This window comes from Haemophilus haemolyticus (genome assembly GCF_001679045.1).
Classification (GTDB): Bacteria; Pseudomonadota; Gammaproteobacteria; order Enterobacterales; family Pasteurellaceae; genus Haemophilus; species Haemophilus haemolyticus.
The window spans coordinates 269,105-284,909 of the sequence record NZ_LYCK01000001.1 but is presented as its reverse complement, the minus strand read 5'-3'; the positions used below and the strand labels follow the sequence as shown (position 1 = coordinate 284,909).

Annotated in this window: 16 protein-coding genes and 2 tRNA genes; 9 read left to right on the top strand and 9 right to left on the bottom strand. The window is 36.8% G+C overall.

Annotated features, from left to right (window positions below; translation table 11 throughout):
• From dcd to A8M50_RS01475, 3 genes are read left to right on the top strand one after another with little or no spacing between them, the layout of a single operon-like run.
• Window positions 1-588 carry a dCTP deaminase gene (gene dcd, locus A8M50_RS01485; protein WP_005637479.1) on the top strand — a complete coding sequence of 196 codons (588 nt, stop codon included), beginning with the start codon at window positions 1-3 and terminating at the stop codon, window positions 586-588.
• Window positions 589-591: 3 nt separating this feature from the next.
• Window positions 592-1,776, top strand: coding sequence for a hypothetical protein (locus A8M50_RS01480; protein WP_005645166.1), 1,185 nt, complete (start codon window positions 592-594; stop codon window positions 1,774-1,776).
• Complete coding sequence (locus tag A8M50_RS01475) at window positions 1,776-2,966, top strand: sugar transporter (protein WP_005645174.1); 1,191 nt, start codon at window positions 1,776-1,778, stop codon at window positions 2,964-2,966. Before A8M50_RS01480 ends, A8M50_RS01475 begins: the two co-directional genes overlap by 1 nt.
• A 79-nt stretch (window positions 2,967-3,045) precedes the next feature.
• On the opposite strand, the gene der is transcribed toward A8M50_RS01475, so the two are convergent.
• The gene (gene der / locus A8M50_RS01470) at window positions 3,046-4,557 is read right to left on the bottom strand and encodes a ribosome biogenesis GTPase Der (RefSeq protein ID WP_005645168.1); all 1,512 of its coding nucleotides are present in this window, start codon (window positions 4,555-4,557) and stop codon (window positions 3,046-3,048) included.
• Between the two features lie 225 nt (window positions 4,558-4,782).
• On the opposite strand from der, the gene A8M50_RS09090 reads away from it, so the two are divergent.
• Window positions 4,783-4,842 (top strand): hypothetical protein, encoded by a 60-nt coding sequence (locus A8M50_RS09090; protein WP_371316032.1) that lies wholly within the window; start codon window positions 4,783-4,785, stop codon window positions 4,840-4,842.
• Between the two features lie 133 nt (window positions 4,843-4,975).
• On the opposite strand, the gene A8M50_RS01465 is transcribed toward A8M50_RS09090, so the two are convergent.
• The 3 genes from A8M50_RS01465 to dnaQ all read right to left on the bottom strand — a co-directional run bounded on the left by A8M50_RS01465 (window position 4,976) and on the right by dnaQ (window position 6,010).
• Window positions 4,976-5,052 (bottom strand) — tRNA-Asp (locus A8M50_RS01465).
• A 23-nt stretch (window positions 5,053-5,075) separates the two neighbouring features.
• Window positions 5,076-5,152, bottom strand: a tRNA-Asp gene (locus A8M50_RS01460).
• An 87-nt stretch (window positions 5,153-5,239) separates the two neighbouring features.
• Window positions 5,240-6,010 (bottom strand): DNA polymerase III subunit epsilon, encoded by a 771-nt coding sequence (gene dnaQ, locus A8M50_RS01455; RefSeq protein ID WP_005645250.1) that lies wholly within the window; start codon window positions 6,008-6,010, stop codon window positions 5,240-5,242.
• Between the two features lie 60 nt (window positions 6,011-6,070).
• On the opposite strand from dnaQ, the gene rnhA reads away from it, so the two are divergent.
• Together rnhA and A8M50_RS01445 are read left to right on the top strand one after the other, a co-directional pair.
• On the top strand, window positions 6,071-6,541 hold the full coding sequence (rnhA, locus tag A8M50_RS01450) for a ribonuclease HI (protein WP_005645230.1): 471 nt from the start codon (window positions 6,071-6,073) through the stop codon (window positions 6,539-6,541).
• Between the two features lie 254 nt (window positions 6,542-6,795).
• Window positions 6,796-7,878, top strand: coding sequence for a porin (locus A8M50_RS01445; RefSeq protein WP_005645258.1), 1,083 nt, complete (start codon window positions 6,796-6,798; stop codon window positions 7,876-7,878).
• 355 nt (window positions 7,879-8,233) lie between these two features.
• Here A8M50_RS01445 and A8M50_RS01440 read toward each other — a convergent pair whose 3' ends face one another.
• From A8M50_RS01440 to A8M50_RS01420, 5 genes are all read right to left on the bottom strand, one after another.
• Window positions 8,234-9,049, bottom strand: coding sequence for a metal ABC transporter permease (locus tag A8M50_RS01440; protein WP_005645182.1), 816 nt, complete (start codon window positions 9,047-9,049; stop codon window positions 8,234-8,236).
• Window positions 9,042-9,890, bottom strand: coding sequence for a metal ABC transporter permease (locus tag A8M50_RS01435; RefSeq protein ID WP_005645260.1), 849 nt, complete (start codon window positions 9,888-9,890; stop codon window positions 9,042-9,044). The genes A8M50_RS01440 and A8M50_RS01435 overlap by 8 nt, the downstream gene beginning before the upstream one ends.
• 3 nt (window positions 9,891-9,893) lie before the next feature.
• The gene (locus A8M50_RS01430; RefSeq protein ID WP_005634082.1) at window positions 9,894-10,814 is read right to left on the bottom strand and encodes an ATP-binding cassette domain-containing protein; all 921 of its coding nucleotides are present in this window, start codon (window positions 10,812-10,814) and stop codon (window positions 9,894-9,896) included.
• Window positions 10,814-11,695, bottom strand: a complete 882-nt coding sequence (locus A8M50_RS01425; protein WP_005637458.1) for a metal ABC transporter substrate-binding protein — start codon at window positions 11,693-11,695, stop codon at window positions 10,814-10,816. Before A8M50_RS01425 ends, A8M50_RS01430 begins: the two co-directional genes overlap by 1 nt.
• Before the next feature lie 202 nt (window positions 11,696-11,897).
• Window positions 11,898-12,776, bottom strand: coding sequence for a D-alanyl-D-alanine carboxypeptidase family protein (locus tag A8M50_RS01420; RefSeq protein ID WP_005645253.1), 879 nt, complete (start codon window positions 12,774-12,776; stop codon window positions 11,898-11,900).
• A gap of 246 nt (window positions 12,777-13,022) precedes the next feature.
• On the opposite strand from A8M50_RS01420, the gene rlmN reads away from it, so the two are divergent.
• The 3 genes from rlmN (at window position 13,023) to A8M50_RS01405 (ending at window position 15,799) form a co-directional block, all read left to right on the top strand.
• Window positions 13,023-14,174, top strand: a complete 1,152-nt coding sequence (gene rlmN, locus A8M50_RS01415; RefSeq protein WP_005630119.1) for a dual-specificity RNA methyltransferase RlmN — start codon at window positions 13,023-13,025, stop codon at window positions 14,172-14,174.
• A gap of 100 nt (window positions 14,175-14,274) precedes the next feature.
• The gene (gene pilW / locus A8M50_RS01410) at window positions 14,275-14,817 is read left to right on the top strand and encodes a type IV pilus biogenesis/stability protein PilW (protein ID WP_005645212.1); all 543 of its coding nucleotides are present in this window, start codon (window positions 14,275-14,277) and stop codon (window positions 14,815-14,817) included.
• 70 nt (window positions 14,818-14,887) lie between these two features.
• On the top strand, window positions 14,888-15,799 hold the full coding sequence (locus A8M50_RS01405; RefSeq protein WP_005645186.1) for a RodZ domain-containing protein: 912 nt from the start codon (window positions 14,888-14,890) through the stop codon (window positions 15,797-15,799).
• Window positions 15,800-15,805: the final 6 nt, after the last annotated feature.

Genomic DNA, 15,805 nt, shown 5'->3' with positions numbered 1-15,805 from the left:
ATGCGTCTTTGCGATACTGATATTGAACGCTATCTCGATGATGGCATTATTTCTTTAACGCCACGTCCAAATAATGACAAAATCAACGGCGCGACGATTGATGTTCGCTTGGGTAATTCTTTCCGCGTATTTCGTGAACATTCTGCGCCTTTCATTGATTTAAGTGGCCCGAAAGAAGAAGTGTCCGCCCAGCTTGAATCCGTAATGAGTGATGAAATTATTGTGCCTGAAGGCGAAGCATTTTTCTTACATCCAGGTACTTTAGCATTAGCAACTACACTTGAATCAGTGAAATTACCTGCCAATATTATCGGTTGGTTAGACGGTCGATCTTCTTTAGCGCGTTTAGGCTTAATGGTTCACGTCACTGCACACCGTATTGATCCAGGTTGGGAAGGAAGAATCGTGTTAGAATTTTATAATTCAGGGAAATTACCATTAGCATTACGTCCAAACATGGTGATTGGTGCATTAAGCTTTGAAATATTAAGTGGCGAAGCGAAACGACCATACAGTAGCCGCAAAGATGCAAAATATAAAAATCAACAAAGTGCGGTTGCGAGTCGAATTGACGAAGACAAGGAATAATCGATGAAAAAGCTCGCACTTGGCGTAGGGATCGTCGCTTTGGCGATCTTTTCTTTTTTATATATCCAACTTTATCGAGTAAAAAGTGCCATCGATGAACAACTAGCACAACAAAACATTGCTGTTCAATCAGTCAATCTATCTCTATTTCCGCCCGCACTTTCTCTTAAAAATATAAAAACTACGCAATTTTCAGTTCAAAAACTTGAAGCTAAGCTCAATTTTTTGCCTCTTTTTTATGGCAACACAAAACTTCACTCACTCAATCTTCAACAAATTACTCTAAATCAAAACGCACAAAACAGCGCAAATGTGTCAATGGATTTAGCTCCGTTTTCCTTAAACCAATTATTATCTAAAAAAGTGATGTTGAATGGTGAAAGCCATATTCGTATTGAACTTGATAAACCTGTATATGGAAATAAAACATTCAATTTTACTTTCAACAAAGCGAATTTAGATTTTTCAAAAGCGAAATCAGTTCTAATTCAATTTGTAGATGCAAGCCTAAATAACCAGCCTCTTGGTTATATCGAAACCCACGCAGATTTTACGTCCCCACGCCAACACATAGTGACTTATATAAAACCGCAGTGTGATAACGATTGTTTAGCCGTATTGAAATATCAACAAATAGACAATCAAAGTGCGGTAAATTTTTCAGGCAAAACTTTCCCTGTTAAACGCTTATTCGCACTATTAAATTTGCCAGAAGTGTTAAGTGGGCACGCAGACTTTAATATAGATTTAGCGTTTCTACATTCACAACCTATTCAAGGAAAGTTAAATATCCTCGCTCAAAATGGTGAAATTCTTGGTGTGAATTTATTGGATATGGTCAGTCAATATTTCCCTATCAATTACAACGATGAACTGTTACAAAACAAAGAATTAAACACTCGCTTTGAACAATTTTACTTACAATTATTTCTCCAACAGAATCAACTTATTGCTGAAAAAATTGAATTAAAAACCCCTGCACTTTTAGGGCAAGGAAAAGGCATCATTGATTTAAACCGAATGGAATGTAATGTGGATATCAATTTACATTCTACTGATCAACGCTATCAAAATTTAACACTACCAATCAATTTTTTTGGTAACTGCAGTTCACCACAATATAAAATTAATTTTACGAAGAAATTCCGCCATCAATTAATTGATGCGATTAAAGAAAAGTTACGTTAATGTCGTTATATTTAAAAGCTGAAAAAATCCAATCATGGTGCGTACTTATTATGGCTTGCGCAGGATTTATTTTTAATACTACAGAATTCGTGCCCGTTGCAATGTTAAGTGACATTGCACAAAGTTTTAATATGCAAACCGCCGATACCGGTTTAATGATGACAGTTTATGCTTGGACTGTGCTAATTATGTCTTTACCAGCTATGCTTGCCACAGGCAACATGGAACGTAAAAGCCTGCTTATTAAGCTTTTCATTATATTTATTGTTGGGCATATTTTATCGGTCATTGCATGGAATTTCTGGATATTACTTCTCGCTCGAATGTGTATTGCATTAGCCCATTCAGTGTTTTGGTCAATTACCGCTTCACTTGTGATGCGAGTAGCACCTAAACACAAGAAAACCCAAGCATTAGGAATGCTCGCTATTGGCACCGCACTTGCCACCATCTTAGGCTTACCGATTGGACGAATTGTCGGACAGCTCGTCGGTTGGCGGGTCACTTTTGGCATTATTGCAGTACTGGCATTATCCATCATGTTTTTAATTATTCGATTATTGCCAAATTTACCCAGTAAAAATGCTGGCTCTATTGCAAGTTTACCCTTACTTGCTAAACGCCCATTATTACTTTGGCTTTATGTAACAACGGCAATCGTCATTTCCGCACACTTTACCGCTTATACTTATATCGAACCATTCATGATTGATGTAGGGCACTTGGATCCAAATTTTGCCACGGCTGTATTATTAGTTTTTGGTTTCTCAGGTATTGCCGCAAGCCTATTATTTAACAGGTTCTACCGACTTGCTCCTACAAAATTTATTATTGTTTCGATGAGCTTATTGATGTTCTCTCTCCTGTTACTCCTCTTTTCAACCGAAACAATGATAGCAATGTTCAGCCTTGTGTTTATTTGGGGAATTGGCATTTCGTGTATCGGACTATCCTTACAAATGCGCGTACTAAAACTTGCGCCAGATGCAACAGATGTTGCAACTGCTATTTACTCGGGCATTTTCAATGCAGGAATTGGAGCTGGCGCACTATTTGGAAATCTTGCGACAAGCTATTTAGGATTAAACGAAATTGGCTATACGGGCGCAGCATTAGGTTTAATCGGTTTTATTATTTTTATTACAACGCACTTAAAATATCGTCATACATTTCTTCTGCAAAACAAATAAAAAAATAACCGCACTTTAGTTCTCCAAAAAGAGTTTTAAAAGTGCGGTTAAATCTTTCTAAGTTTTATCTATCTCGAATTTAACGTTTCGCTTTCTTAATAAACTTCATCAAACGTTTACGCTTACGCAATTGGTTAGGGGTAAGTTTATTTTTACGCCCCGCAAATGGATTCGAACCTTCTTGGAAAAGAAGACGAATTGGTGAACCAATAATTTTCAAACTCTTACGATAATAATTAGATAAATAACGTTTATAAGAATCTGGTAATTTATCCATTTGGTTACCGTGAACCACTATAATCGGCGGATTATAACCACCTGGATGAGCATATTTTAATTTAATTCGACGACCACCAATCATCGGTGGTTGGTGCTCATCGGTTGCCATTTGTAAAATACGAGTTAAAAGCGAAGTCGTCATTTTTTGAGTCGCGCAAGCATAGGCTTCTTTAATCGAATCAAAAAGATTCCCCACACCACTGCCGTGCAATGCGGAAATAAAATGCACGCGAGCAAAATCAATAAAATCTAAACGACGATCAAGCTCAGATTTAACGCGGTCTTTCACATCTTGATCTAAACCATCCCATTTATTCACGACGATCACTAAAGAACGACCTGCATTTAAAATAAAACCAAGTAAAGATAAGTCCTGATCAGAAATGTTTTCTCTCGCATCAATAGTCAGTAACACAACATTAGCATCTTGAATCGCTTGCAAGGTTTTAATCACGGAGAATTTTTCCACTGCCAAATGCACCTTACCGCGTTTACGCACACCAGCTGTATCAATCAACGTATATTGCTGCCCATCACGTTCCATTGGAATATAAATACTGTCGCGTGTCGTGCCTGGCATATCGTAAACCACCACACGATCTTCACCTAAAATACGATTGGTTAAAGTGGATTTACCCACATTTGGACGACCAACAATGGCAATCTTAATATTTTTATCTTGCTCTTCTTCCGATTCCTCTAAAGCCTCATCAATCAATGCCGTATCTTCTTCTGAATCAAAATCGAATTCTTGTTCCCATTCGTCTTGTTCTTCCTCAGAAGTGCGGTCATTTTCATCGGAATTTTCCATTTGTTCCGCAAACGGAGCAAGCACTTGTTCCATTAACTGAGTGACACCACGGCCTTGCGAAGCAGCGATTTGCTCAATTTCCCCTAAGCCTAACTGATAAAATTCAGCACAATGAGAATCCGCATCGATACCATCAGTTTTATTTGCCACCACAATCGTCGTTTTGTTTTGACGTTGACGTAAGTAATTAGCAATACCAATATCCGCTGCCGTTAACCCAGCTCGCGCATCCACAAGGAAAAGAACAATATCGGCTTCATCAATAGCAAGCAAAGATTGCTCCGCCATTTTCTCTTCTACGCCCTCTTCGGTTCCATCAATCCCGCCAGTATCAATAACAATAAACTCATAGCCAGCAATATGAGCATGGCCGTATTTTCTATCACGAGTTAAACCAGGAAAATCAGCGACTAACGCATCTCGTGTACGAGTAAGGCGATTAAATAATGTGGATTTTCCCACATTCGGGCGACCAACAAGGGCCACAACTGGAGTTGCCATAAAAAATCTCTTATTTTGTCAAAAATGGCCGCTATTATATCGGAAGTTAAAGGATTGGTAAAAAATGATTTCATAAAGAAAAGAAAAAGCCACAGGATACAATCCTATGGCTTTCTAAACACTGTTTATTTATCTATAACCTAACGTTATAATAATCTCGCTTTCAAGGATCCAGCTTGAAAGCGAGTGTTGCGCTTTTTCGCAACGTTTGAAGAGGATAAAAAGATGATTAAAGTCATTATCCTTGTCGTACTACTATTATTAGTGAGTTTACCGACTTACTAATAACACGACACACTAGGGAGTTACAGCTCCCTAGTTCTTCAAATCTTAAAAGTTTACTTTATTTTTGTCAAGGATGAAGCAAATTTCACATACAAAAAAAGCACCCTTAGGTGCTATCTTTATTTATCTTAACTGGCGGAATGGACGGGACTCGAACCCGCGACCCCCTGCGTGACAGGCAGGTATTCTAACCAGCTGAACTACCACTCCGAGATAAGATATTAATTTTAAATTGGCGGAATGGACGGGACTCGAACCCGCGACCCCCTGCGTGACAGGCAGGTATTCTAACCAGCTGAACTACCACTCCGCTAAGTGGTGCGTATCATAATGATGAACATAAATCTCGTCAATCTTTTTTTATTAAATTTTACTTACCTGCTTAAATTCCAAACGATTAATGCACATTATCATTGCCAAAGCGTTTATCCCAAAGACAATTATTTCCACTTTTTTTATTAATCATCTTTAATAATTCTAAATGCGCTTGTAGCTCATCATCATTAGGTTGAAGTAATTTTAAATTATGCGCAAAATCTACCGCATTTTTTATTTCTTCCGCCGCTTTTTCTTGCACAACATGGATGACTTCAGACTCAACAGATTCTTCTTCATCGAATAAATTTGTTTGCCCCCCCGTCATCATCAAATAAACATCCGCCAAGATCTCGGCATCCAGTAACGCACCGTGCAAAGTACGTTTGCTATTATCAATACCTAAACGATCACAAAGTGCATCCAAATTATTACGTTTTCCAGGATACATCTGACGCGCCATTTGTAGCGTATCTGTCACCAAACAAATATCGGTTGTTTTCACATTAAGGTTGAGTTTACGAAATTCATAATCCATAAATCCAACGTCAAAGGGCGCATTATGAATCAATAATTCTGCGCCTTTAATATAATCCAAAAATGGCTGTGCAATCTCATTAAATGAGGGTTTATCTGCCAACATTTCATCTGTAATGCCATGAACTTTAATTGCTTCAGGATCAACTGGACGATCAGGCTTAATATAAAAGTGAAAATTATTGCCAGTATAACGACGATTAATCATTTCTACCGCACCAATTTCAATAATACAATGTCCTTCATAATGCGCCCCTAATTGATTCATCCCCGTTGTCTCGGTATCCAGTACAATTTGGCGATTTGGATTAACCATTTGTTCAACCTATTTCTTTCCTTTAAAATGAGGGCCATTTTACACAACAACCCTTTTGTTATGCAAAAACAGATTGAAATTTTTACTGACGGTTCCTGCTTGGGCAATCCTGGCCCGGGAGGAATTGGCATTGTCTTACGCTATAAGCAACATGAAAAAACCATTTCCAAAGGCTACTTCAAAACTACAAATAATCGAATGGAACTTCGTGCTGTCATTGAGGCACTGAATATTTTAAAAGAGCCCTGCCAAATCACACTTTACAGTGATAGCCAATATATGAAAAACGGGATCACAAAATGGATTTTCAATTGGAAAAAAAATAATTGGAAATCAAGTCAAGGCAAACCTGTAAAAAATCAAGACTTATGGCAAGCGCTGAATGAAGCCATTCAACATCATCAAATCAGTTGGCAATGGGTAAAAGGCCATGCGGGACATCGTGAAAATGAAATCTGTGATGAATTAGCCAAAAAAGGGGCTGAAAACCCAATATTGGAAGATGAAGGATATTTTGAAACCTCAATATAAATACACAGCTTCGATGTATTTTTATAGCACTTTACTTAAGCAAACGATTACGAAAGCATTCACCTGAACACAAAATAAACAAAAATAGATGAAAAATGTGATCCTGATCAGATTTTTGGAAATTAAGCCTATAGGAGTGATTGACACAAAAAATGGAATTTGCAATGATTTGCACGTCTATTTAGGCGGTTGGACTGCCATATAAGGAAAGAGTTCAATCATAGATAGTAAAACAACCATAAGGAATACAAATTATGAAAAAAACACTTGCAGCATTAATCATTGGTGCATTTGCCGCTTCAGCAGCAAACGCAGCAGTAATCTATAATAATGAAGGTACTAAAGTTGAATTAAACGGTTCTTTACGTATCAACTTAGAAAAATCTAACCAAGATGGTATCAACAAAAGCAAAACAACTAAACGTCATTCACACTCAGGTTTAAAAAATGATGGTTCTCGTTTTGAAATTAAAGCACATCATGATTTGGGTGATGGCTATTACGCATTAGCGCGTACTGAAGTACGTTTTGATGGTGATGAAAAAGGTCTTAAAAAGAAAGACAACGATGGTTTTGGTAATTTAACTACGAAACGTGCTTATGTTGGTTTAGGCCACAAAGAATTTGGTCAAGTAACTTTTGGCCGTCAAGTAACTATTGTTGATGACGTAGTAACAGCAGAAGACAAAACATACGGTCTAATTGAACCAGATGATTACGTATCAAAAGAAGGAAAATCTGTTGTTCGTTACGACTACTATGGTATTGAAGGTTTACAATTAGGGGTTGGTTACCAATTTGCAGAACAACGCAAAGATGATAATGAAGTAATTGAAGGTTCTGTTCAAAACTCAAACCAATTTGGTGCTTTATATGAAAAAGATGGCATAATTGCTAAAACTGTGTTTGGTAGAACAAATTACAAAACTGGCAATACAGAAACTAAAGAACATAGAGATGGCGTTGTTGCTAGCTTAGGTTATGAGTTCAATGATGTAACTCTTTCTGTGGATGGTGGTTACGCAAAAACCAAATTTAAAGATACCGATAAAAAAGAAACTCGTTTCTTTGTATCACCAGGTTTCCAATATCAAATTACTGACTTAAGTAAAGTATATGGTAACTATAAATATGAACAAGTTAAAAACACAGATAGTTCTAAAGATAAACAACACGGTTTCTTACTAGGTATTGACTATAAACTTCATAAACAAGTTGTAACCTATGTTGAAGGTAAATACCAAGTTACTAAAGGTTATGACAAAGATGGTAAATATGTAAACAATAGCAAAATTAAAGATAAAGCTATTGGCGTAGGTATCCGCGTATACTTCTAATTAACTAATTAAAAACTACTATTAAAGGCGAATCAAATGATTCGCCTTTTTGTTTGTTCTAAAATCGAATAAGACAATCTAAAGTTTTTTAAAATATTTAAGGCCGATAGGAATTACAAAGTATATGACGTTATTTTATAGTTGTTCATTTCGATTTTTCTCTACGTTAAATCCTCACATATATCTATTCAATAAGAGATACCACAAAATTCAGCTAAAGAAGATTTTAAAAATGATGAGGAAAATAAGATAAAGATGACTTATATAAAATAAATAATTTGTGGAAGTTGAAAGAATATTTCATCGAACAAAAACGGCACAAACTTAAGCTTATGCCGTTTTTAAAGAAGGGAAATTATCTTGTTTTAATTTTGCTATAAGCTAATGCAATAACAAAAAACACAGCTTGTAGCAGAATAATACAAGCACCAGTTGACGCATCAAAATGATAGCTCAATATTACGCCAATTAGGCTTGATGTAATGGAACTGACAATAGCAATCCATAGCATTTTATCAAAAGATTTTGTGAGCGTAAGTGCGGTAATTCCTGGCGCAATTAACATTGCCACCACCAAAATAACGCCTACCACTTGCATCGTGCTTACAATGGTTAAAGCAAGCAGTATTAATAAGCCATAATGTAAAATTTTAGGAGAAAGACCTGCAACACGAGCATGACTTGGGTCAAAACAATAAAGCAAAAAGTCTTTACGTTTAAAGACAATCATACAAAAAATTATCGCAGAAATGACCGCACTTTGAATAAGCTCTTGATGACTTACACCCAATACATTACCAAACAAAATATGCGTTAAATGCTGTTCTGTTTGAATTTTGGTGAACATAACAAGACCAATAGCAAACATACCAGAAAATACAATGCCCATTGCTGTATCTTCTTTTATGCGACTATTTTCTTTTAAATATCCCACACCAAGCGAGCAAAAAATGCCTGAAAAAAATGCCCCAATCGCTAAAGGGATCCCTGCCAAATAAGCAAGTACAATACCAGGCAATACGGCATGGGAAATCGCATCGCCCATTAATGACCAACCTTTCAAGACTAAATAGCAAGAAAGCAACGCACAAATAATTGAAACAATAAATGCAGTCAACAAGGCATTTTGCATAAACTCAAATTGTAGCGGTTCTAAGAGCCAATCAAACATTTTCTACCGCCTTTTTATTACGCGTGAGTAAGCCATATTTGGGTGAAAATAAGAAAGCAGCCAAAAACAATATAGTTTGCAATGTGACAATCACACCGCCTGTGGCACCATCTAAATAATAGCTAATATAAACACCAACAAAACTTGTCACCGCCCCTAAAATAATAGCGATGATTGACAAGGTTTTGAATTTATCTGTCAGTAAATATGCTGTCGCACCCGGGGTAACGACCATCGCAATCACTAAAATTGCGCCGACAGTTTGCAATGCAGCTACCACACAAGCACTTAATAATGTGAAAAATAAGATTTTATAAAATAATGGAGAAAGGCCGACTGTAATCGCTTGAGTTTCATCGAAAAAAATCAGCAGTAAATCTTTCCAAAATAATAAAAGCAATACTAAACAAACGCCGATGATAATTGCCACTTGGTAAATATCTTCGTCAGCAATGCCTAAAATATTGCCTAAAATGATACTTTGCACATTTACTGCGGTTGGATTTAAAGAAATGATCAATAGACCTAATGCAAAGAAAGTACTGAAAATAAATCCAATAACGGCATCTTCTTTCAGTTTAGAAATGGATTTAATCCAAAGAATGGAAAGTGCGGCTAAAATTCCGGCAAAAAATGCACCAAGGGCATAAGGCAAAGAAAAGGCATAAGCAATCGCGACGCCTGGCACAACGGAATGAGAAAGCGCATCGCCAATCAAAGACCAGCCTTTAAGCATTAAATATGAAGACAAAAAAGCACAAATCCCACCAACTGCGGTACTCAAGATCATCGCCTTGAGCATATAATCATAGGAAAAAGGTTCGAGCAATAAATCTAACATCACCTATTCCTTCTTATTTTCGACCGCACTTTTATAAGGACAGTCTTCAAAATGGCAATCCTTTGTTGTTGGTGCTGGTGGATCTTGTTTAGTTTCACCATAGAATACAACGGCTTTTTCATCATCCGTCAAGACGGTAACAGCACGTTTATCTTCATCGTTATGTAAATCTTCACCCAACAATTTAATATGGCGTAATACCCCACCAAACACAATTTCCAAATTATGTTGGTTAAAGGTATCTTCCGTTTTCCCTGCGGCAATCACCGTACGATTAATCATCACAACTTGATCACAGAAATCAGGAACAGAACCTAAGTTATGAGTTGAGACAAGAATCAGATGACCTTCTTCTCGAAGCTGTTGAAGAAGATCAACAATGGCATTTTCAGTTTTCACATCAACGCCTGTGAAAGGTTCATCCAATAAAATAATTGGACTTTGTTGTGCTAAAGCGCGGGCCAAAAACACGCGTTTTTTCTGCCCGCCAGATAGCTCACCGATTTGACGATGCGCGAGATGCTCAATATTTACTCTCTGCATCGCCTCTTGAACTTTTTGTTTATCAATCGCTTTAGGGATACGAAGGAAATTCATATACCCATAACGCCCCATCATCACAACATCATACACTGACACAGGAAATTGCCAGTCCACTTCTTCAGATTGTGGAACATAAGCAACCAAATTACGTTTCAGTGCTTGAGAAATTGGCAAATCACAAAGCTTGATTTCACCTTGTTGTGGCTTCACAAGCCCCATTATGCTTTTAAATAACGTAGATTTACCACTTCCATTTACACCCACTAATGCACAAATAGTTCCACTGTTTAATGAGAACGTCATATTGTGAATAGCTGTGTGGCCATTGTTGTAACGAACAGTTACATCATTAACCCAAATTGATGTCGAGAAAGAGTCCATTATTTTCCGAATCCTTTAACAATGGTTGATACTGTTACGTTAAGCAAATCAATATAAGTTGGCACTGGGCCTTTTTTCGCAGAAAGTGAATCAACATACAATACACCACCGTATTTTGCGCCACTTTCTTTCGCTACTTGTTGTGCTGGTTTTGCTGAAATTGTACTTTCACTAAACACAACAGGAATATTGTTTTTACGAACTAAATCAATCACTTTACGCACTTGTTGTGGGGTGCCTTGTTGTTCAGCATTAATTGGCCATAAATAACCTTCTTTTAAGTTGTAATCTTTCGCCAAATAACTGAAAGCACCTTCACTTGTCACAAGCCAGCGTTGAGCTTCTGGAATCTGTGCTAATTTTGCACGAAGTGGCTCATCAAGTTGTTTAATTTTTTGAGCATAGTCAGCGGCATTTTTTTCGTACACTGCTGCATTTTGTGGATCGTATTTCACCAATGCATTTTTAATATTTTCAATATAAATTAATGCATTAGATGGCGACATCCACGCATGTGGGTTAGGCGCATCTTTATACGGACCTTCATAAATAGACAATGGTTGAATACCTTCTGTCACCACCACTGCTGGTTTATCTTTAATATTTTGGAAGAAACGTTCAAACCAACGTTCCAAATTTAAACCATTCCATAAAATTAAATCAGCAGATTGTGCTTTCACAATATCTTTTGGAGTAGGTTCATATTCATGAATTTCAGCACCTGGTTTGGTGATAGATTCCACTGTAGCTGCATTACCCGCCACATTTTGTGCAATATCTTGAATCACGGTGAAGGTGGTGACGACTTTGAATTTTGCATTAGCCTGCATTGCAAACAAACCAAGTGCAAGTGCGGTCATAATTTTTAATGAATTTCGCATAAGATGTCCTTATAAAAAAGTATTAGATTGGATGCCTGAATAATCGCTCAACAGCTCAACAATTATTCATCAAGGGTAATAGTACTATTTTTATCACGCTTTTCAAATGAAAATAATTATCAAATTATGTGATTATTTTTAATTACATAGAGAATAACAAAAAATGTGATAGATTTTCCCTATTTGTTCAACGGTTATTCTATTAGCCTGATACTTTTCTTATTAGATCATTTAAGCCTTCTTCATCATAGCCGTCTTCGTATTGTGCCTCACCTTCAACATCATGAATGGTTCGTCCATTCAATGCCGTACAACCATATTTTTCTAATTTGTTTTTAGTAAAGCTAGAACGATATGCAGAAGAAGAATTATTGAGACTAATTACACCAATGGTGGAACTTTTACATGGGTGTTTATTGATAAAAACAAGGTTATAACCAGATTCTCGAATGTAGCCTGTCTTATTTACTACCGCATCAAAAATTTCATCACGCACTAATTTATTTGTATTTTTCATTAATACGCTATGTCTTCCAGCTTGAATATTCGTAGCGCTGATGTTAGATAATTGTCGAATTTCAGGCTTATTTAAAGAATGTTTAGCAAGTTTAACTAAATCCATAGGACTGGAAATATTGCTACTCGATAAACCAGAACTATCATGAAAACGAGTAGAATACATGCCTAATTGGCGAGCTTTTTCATTCATTTTATGAATAAATTGTATTCTGCTCATTCCTGCAGCACGAGAAAGCGCATGAGCGGCATAGTTATCAGAATGCACAAGCATCGCCTTTAATAATTCTCTGCAAGCCATCGGAACATTCATCGGTAATTTGGTGCTTGTACCTTTAATGTAATCACGATCGTCACTGGTTATCGCAATGGTACAATTAGGATTTGTATTATTCTCTAGAAAAACGTTCGCCGTCATTAATTTCGTTACAGAGGCAATGGGCTGAACGCTATCAGGCGCATGGCTTTCCAACACTCGATTATGCGTAAAATCATACACAACATAAGACTGTGCCACCGCAAAAGAAGGACACAAAGATAAAATAAATAAAGCTTTTTTAAACATTATTGGTCACCTTAGAAAATAGGCTTACATTTTACCGCACTTTTTACTCTGTAATTGGAAATATTTGCGATCTAGATCGCAAAAAAGTGCGGTGATATTTTCTATCGTTTTTCAATTCCGCTAGATTATGCGGTGACAAATCTGTACAATCGCCGTTCATTTTTTAATTGCGAATTTTTCGTTGTGAGTTTTTGATAAGAACACCAGCACAACGCTATCGCCACAATGTGTAATAACGAGGCTAAAATGTCAGAATTATTGTCTGTGCAATCAGATGCACCAGCTAAAAAAATTAATCTAATGGATTTAACGCGCCAACAAATGCGCGAATTTTTTAAAGAACTCGGCGAAAAACCATTTCGTGCAGATCAGTTAGTTAAATGGATTTATCATTTTGGCGAAGATAACTTCGACAATATGACAAACATTAATAAAAAATTACGTGAAAAACTTAAGGCTGTTGCAGAAATTAAAGCCCCAGAAGTTGCCGTTGAACAGCGTTCAGCCGATGGCACGATAAAATGGGCAATGCAAGTGGGCGAGCAGCAAGTTGAAACCGTGTATATCCCCGAAGCAGATCGCGCGACGCTTTGTGTATCTTCCCAAGTTGGCTGTGCCTTAGCTTGTACATTCTGTTCAACAGCACAACAAGGATTTAATCGCAATTTAACGGTTTCAGAAATTATCGGCCAAGTTTGGAGAGCCTCTAAAATTATTGGCAACTTTGGAGTGACTGGCATTAGACCAATTACAAATGTGGTAATGATGGGAATGGGTGAACCTTTGTTAAATGTCGCTAACGTTGTTCCCGCAATGGAAATTATGTTAGATGATTTTGCCTACGGTTTATCAAAACGTCGTGTCACTTTATCTACTTCTGGCGTTGTGCCAGCATTAGATAATTTGAGCAAAATGATCGATGTAGCTTTGGCTATTTCATTACATGCCCCAAACGATGAATTACGTGATGAAATTGTGCCAATCAACAAAAAATATAATATCAAAATGTTGATTGACTCGGTAAATCGTTATTTAAGCGTATCAAATGCAAACCACGGCAAAGTCACGATTGAATATGTCATGCTCGATCATGTAAATGATGGTGTTGAACATGCTCATCAACTTGCAGAAGTATTAAAAAATACGCCTTGTAAAATTAATTTAATTCCGTGGAATCCGTTCCCAGAAGCACCTTATGCAAAAAGCTCGAATACGCGAATTGACCGCTTCCAAAAAACATTAATGGAATATGGCTTTACCGTAATTATTCGTAAAACGCGAGGAGATGACATTGATGCAGCTTGCGGACAGCTAGCAGGAGATGTTATCGATCGTACTAAACGTACGGCAATGAAACGCCAATTTGGACAAAATATTGGGGTGACAGAAGTTAATTAATATTCTAGGCATGTGAATTAATCAAGTTCACATGCCCTATGTTTTCATACAAATTAAAGCATATTAAATATTTCTTCCTCCCCTGTTAAAAGGAGAAAAAATGCAAACAATAAGTAAACAACTAAGTGCGGTTATTTTTCCTTTCATTTTTTCTGCTTGCGTTTCCCAATCAACCATTCAAGATTTCAATCAACAATCAGCAGCTAAAGCTCGCGTAGAACTTGCACTAGGTTACCTTCAACAAAATAATCCTCAACTAGCCAAAATCAACTTAGATAAAGCACTTCAACACGATAAAGATTACTATCTCGTGCATTCAGCACTTGCGCATTATTATCAACAACAAGGGGAAATCGAGAATGCACATCGTGAATATGAAATAGCTTTAAAACTCAATAATCAACAGGGAGACTTGCATAATAATTTTGGTACATTTTTATGTCGTCAAAAACAATTTGAACAAGCTCAGAAGCAATTTCAACTCGCACTGAATTCACCTAATTATTATCATCAAACAGATACATTTGAAAATATGGCTCTTTGTGCTTATTCCGCTCAAAAAATGGATATTTATCAACAAGCATTACAAAAATTGCGACAAACTGATAGTAAACGAGCGGAAAAATTTAATACCTTCAAATAAAGCATTGCCAAATCAAGCGTTGGACTTTAAAATTTAGCCTTTATTTATCGCATGTTATTTGATTGAATTTATGAATCCAACAACTGAGCAAGAACTTTCACCAGGTGAGATTTTTCTCCAAGCACGTGAAAACTTGAATCTTTCTCTCGAAGACGTCGCCAAAGAAATTGCGCTGCGTCCTTCCATATTACAGCAACTTGAAAACAACGAATTTATTCAAAAATCTACCCCTGCAATCTTTGTAAAAGGTTATGTGCGTAGCTATGCCAAGTTCTTACGCTTACCTGATTCTGTATGGAAAAATATTACATTTGCAGAAAATGACAAAAATGATCTGAGTAAAAATGCTCGTTCAACTCGTGAAGTAAATCAATATTCATCGCACTCTCGTTGGGTCGGACGTTTATCTATCATTGTACTGATTTTAGTCCTTGGCATGACTGGACTTTGGTGGTGGCAAAGTTATCAGCAAAATAACCAAGAACGAGATGACTTAGTACAAAGCTATGTTGCTTCTACCGAAAACAATCAGCCAGCCACAGTTCCTGTGACGACAGAAGAAAGTAATAAAACTTTACCAGAAACAACAGCAGCTGTCTCACAACCAGTAGAAATGACAAATAATGTGTTACCAGAAATAGCACAAGAAAATGCTGTTTCACAAACAAAAAACGATGAAAAATCAGTTTCAGACACTCAAAGTGCGGTAGAAAATCCATCCATTTCTCCAGCAGCCCCAACTGTTAAAGGAGACTTGATTGTAGAAATCTTAAATAATACGAGCTGGCTCAGCGTAAAAGATAAAAATCGTCGAGTATTAGCACAAAAAGAGTACAAAAAAGGTGAAATATTAACTTTTAATGGAGATGAGTTTTCATTAATTGTTGGAGCACCAAGTAATGTGCGTATCACCTATAAAGGCGAAAATTATCCATTAAAAGTGGATGGCCGCATTGCAAAATTCAAACTTTCACAACCTTAATAAGGA

What these genes read in the sequence shown, in the direction of transcription:
- dcd (WP_005637479.1), top strand. Translation starts at nt 1, where the DNA reads ATGCGTCTTTGCGATACTGATATTGAACGCTATCTCGATGATGGCATT.
- A8M50_RS01480 (WP_005645166.1), top strand. Translation starts at nt 592, where the DNA reads ATGAAAAAGCTCGCACTTGGCGTAGGGATCGTCGCTTTGGCGATCTTT.
- A8M50_RS01475 (WP_005645174.1), top strand. Translation starts at nt 1,776, where the DNA reads ATGTCGTTATATTTAAAAGCTGAAAAAATCCAATCATGGTGCGTACTT.
- der (WP_005645168.1), bottom strand. Translation starts at nt 4,557, where the DNA reads ATGGCAACTCCAGTTGTGGCCCTTGTTGGTCGCCCGAATGTGGGAAAA.
- dnaQ (WP_005645250.1), bottom strand. Translation starts at nt 6,010, where the DNA reads ATGGTTAATCCAAATCGCCAAATTGTACTGGATACCGAGACAACGGGG.
- rnhA (WP_005645230.1), top strand. Translation starts at nt 6,071, where the DNA reads ATGCAAAAACAGATTGAAATTTTTACTGACGGTTCCTGCTTGGGCAAT.
- A8M50_RS01445 (WP_005645258.1), top strand. Translation starts at nt 6,796, where the DNA reads ATGAAAAAAACACTTGCAGCATTAATCATTGGTGCATTTGCCGCTTCA.
- A8M50_RS01440 (WP_005645182.1), bottom strand. Translation starts at nt 9,049, where the DNA reads ATGTTTGATTGGCTCTTAGAACCGCTACAATTTGAGTTTATGCAAAAT.
- A8M50_RS01435 (WP_005645260.1), bottom strand. Translation starts at nt 9,890, where the DNA reads ATGTTAGATTTATTGCTCGAACCTTTTTCCTATGATTATATGCTCAAG.
- A8M50_RS01430 (WP_005634082.1), bottom strand. Translation starts at nt 10,814, where the DNA reads ATGGACTCTTTCTCGACATCAATTTGGGTTAATGATGTAACTGTTCGT.
- A8M50_RS01425 (WP_005637458.1), bottom strand. Translation starts at nt 11,695, where the DNA reads ATGCGAAATTCATTAAAAATTATGACCGCACTTGCACTTGGTTTGTTT.
- A8M50_RS01420 (WP_005645253.1), bottom strand. Translation starts at nt 12,776, where the DNA reads ATGTTTAAAAAAGCTTTATTTATTTTATCTTTGTGTCCTTCTTTTGCG.
- rlmN (WP_005630119.1), top strand. Translation starts at nt 13,023, where the DNA reads ATGTCAGAATTATTGTCTGTGCAATCAGATGCACCAGCTAAAAAAATT.
- pilW (WP_005645212.1), top strand. Translation starts at nt 14,275, where the DNA reads ATGCAAACAATAAGTAAACAACTAAGTGCGGTTATTTTTCCTTTCATT.
- A8M50_RS01405 (WP_005645186.1), top strand. Translation starts at nt 14,888, where the DNA reads ATGAATCCAACAACTGAGCAAGAACTTTCACCAGGTGAGATTTTTCTC.